This window comes from Streptomyces sp. GLSS-08 (assembly GCF_056387915.1).
The window spans coordinates 1-1,777 of record NZ_JBWJAQ010000044.1 but is presented as its reverse complement, the minus strand read 5'-3'; the positions used below and the strand labels follow the sequence as shown (position 1 = coordinate 1,777).

At 71.2% G+C, this 1,777-nt stretch carries 1 protein-coding gene; it reads right to left on the bottom strand.

Going from position 1 to position 1,777, the window contains the following annotated elements:
* Positions 1 to 5: 5 nt before the first annotated feature.
* The coding region (locus tag AC0ZLC_RS34240) for an acetyl/propionyl/methylcrotonyl-CoA carboxylase subunit alpha (RefSeq protein WP_476755814.1) at positions 6 to 1,777 on the bottom strand (1,772 nt) is incomplete at its 5' end.

The following is a 1,777-nucleotide window of genomic DNA, read 5'->3' as shown; positions in this document are numbered from 1 at the left end:
CGGGGTCAGTCCTTGATGTCGCAGATGGGGGCGCCGGAGGTGAGGGAGGCGCCGATTTCGGCGGTGAGGCTTTTGATGGTGCCGGAGCGGTGGGCGTTGAGGGGCTGTTCCATTTTCATGGCTTCGAGGACGACGATCAGGTCGCCTTCGTTGACCTGCTGGCCTTCTTCGACGGCGACTTTGACGATGGTGCCCTGCATGGGGGAGGCGAGGGTGTCGCCGGAGGCGGCGGGGCCGGATTTCTTGGCCGCGCGGCGTTTGGGGCGGGCGCCGGCGGCGAGGCCGGTGCGGGCCAGGGACATGCCCAGGCTGGAGGGCAGGGACACTTCCAGGCGTTTGCCGCCGACCTCGACCACCACGGTCTCGCGGCCCGTCTCGTCGTCGGTGTCGGTCTCGGCGGGAGCGGTGAAGGCGGGGATGTCGTTGACGAACTGGGTCTCGATCCACCGGGTGTGGACGGTGAACGGCTCGGTGGAGCCGCTCAGTTCGGGAGCGAACGCCGGATCGGTGACGACTTTGCGGTGGAAGGGCAGCGCGGTGGCCATGCCCTCCACGGTGAACTCCTGCAGTGCGCGGGCGGCGCGTTGCAGGGCCTGTTCGCGGGTGGCGCCGGTGACGATGAGTTTGGCGAGCAGGGAGTCCCAGGCGGGGCCGATGACGCTGCCGGACTCCACGCCCGCGTCCAGGCGGACGCCGGGGCCCGAGGGCGGGGTGAAGGCGGTGACGGTGCCGGGGGCGGGCAGGAATCCGCGGCCGGGGTCCTCGCCGTTGATCCGGAACTCCAGGGAGTGGCCGCGCAGGACGGGGTCGCCGTAGCCGAGTTCCTCGCCGTCGGCGATGCGGAACATCTCGCGGACCAGGTCGATGCCGGCGACTTCCTCGGTGACCGGGTGCTCGACCTGCAGCCGGGTGTTGACCTCCAGGAAGGAGATCGTGCCGTCCGCGCCGACCAAAAATTCCACGGTGCCGGCGCCGACGTAGCCGGCCTCGCGCAGGATCGCCTTGGAGGAGGAGTACAGCTGCTCGACCTGTGCGTCGGACAGGAACGGGGCGGGGGCTTCCTCGACGAGTTTTTGGTGGCGGCGCTGCAGCGAGCAGTCACGGGTGGAGACGACGACGACGTTGCCGTGGGTGTCGGCCAGGCACTGGGTCTCCACGTGGCGGGGCCGGTCGAGGTAGCGCTCGACGAAGCACTCGCCGCGGCCGAACGCGGCGACGGCCTCGCGGACCGCCGAGTCGTACAGCTCGGGCACCTCCTCCAGGGTGCGGGCGACCTTCAGGCCGCGTCCGCCGCCGCCGAACGCGGCCTTGATGGCGATCGGCAGGCCGTGTTCCCGGGCGAACGCCACGACCTCCTCGGCCCCGGCAACCGGGTCGGGGGTGCCCGCGACCAGCGGCGCGCCGGCCCGCTGGGCGATGTGCCGGGCGGCGACCTTGTCACCGAGGTCCCGGATCGCCTGCGGCGGCGGTCCGATCCAGATCAGGCCGGCGTCCAGGACGGCCTGGGCGAACTCGGCGTTCTCCGAGAGGAACCCGTATCCGGGATGGACCGCGTCCGCTCCGGAGTCCCTGGCGGCCTGCAGCACCTTGGCGATGTCCAGATAGCTGGTGGCCGGGGTGTCACCGCCCAAAGCGAACGCCTCGTCCGCCACCCGGACATGCACAGCGTCCCGGTCCGGCTCGGCATAGACGGCAACGCTCGCGATCCCGGCATCCCGGCACGCCCGGGCCACGCGGACAGCGATTTCGCCACGGTTGGCGATGAGCACCTTGCGCA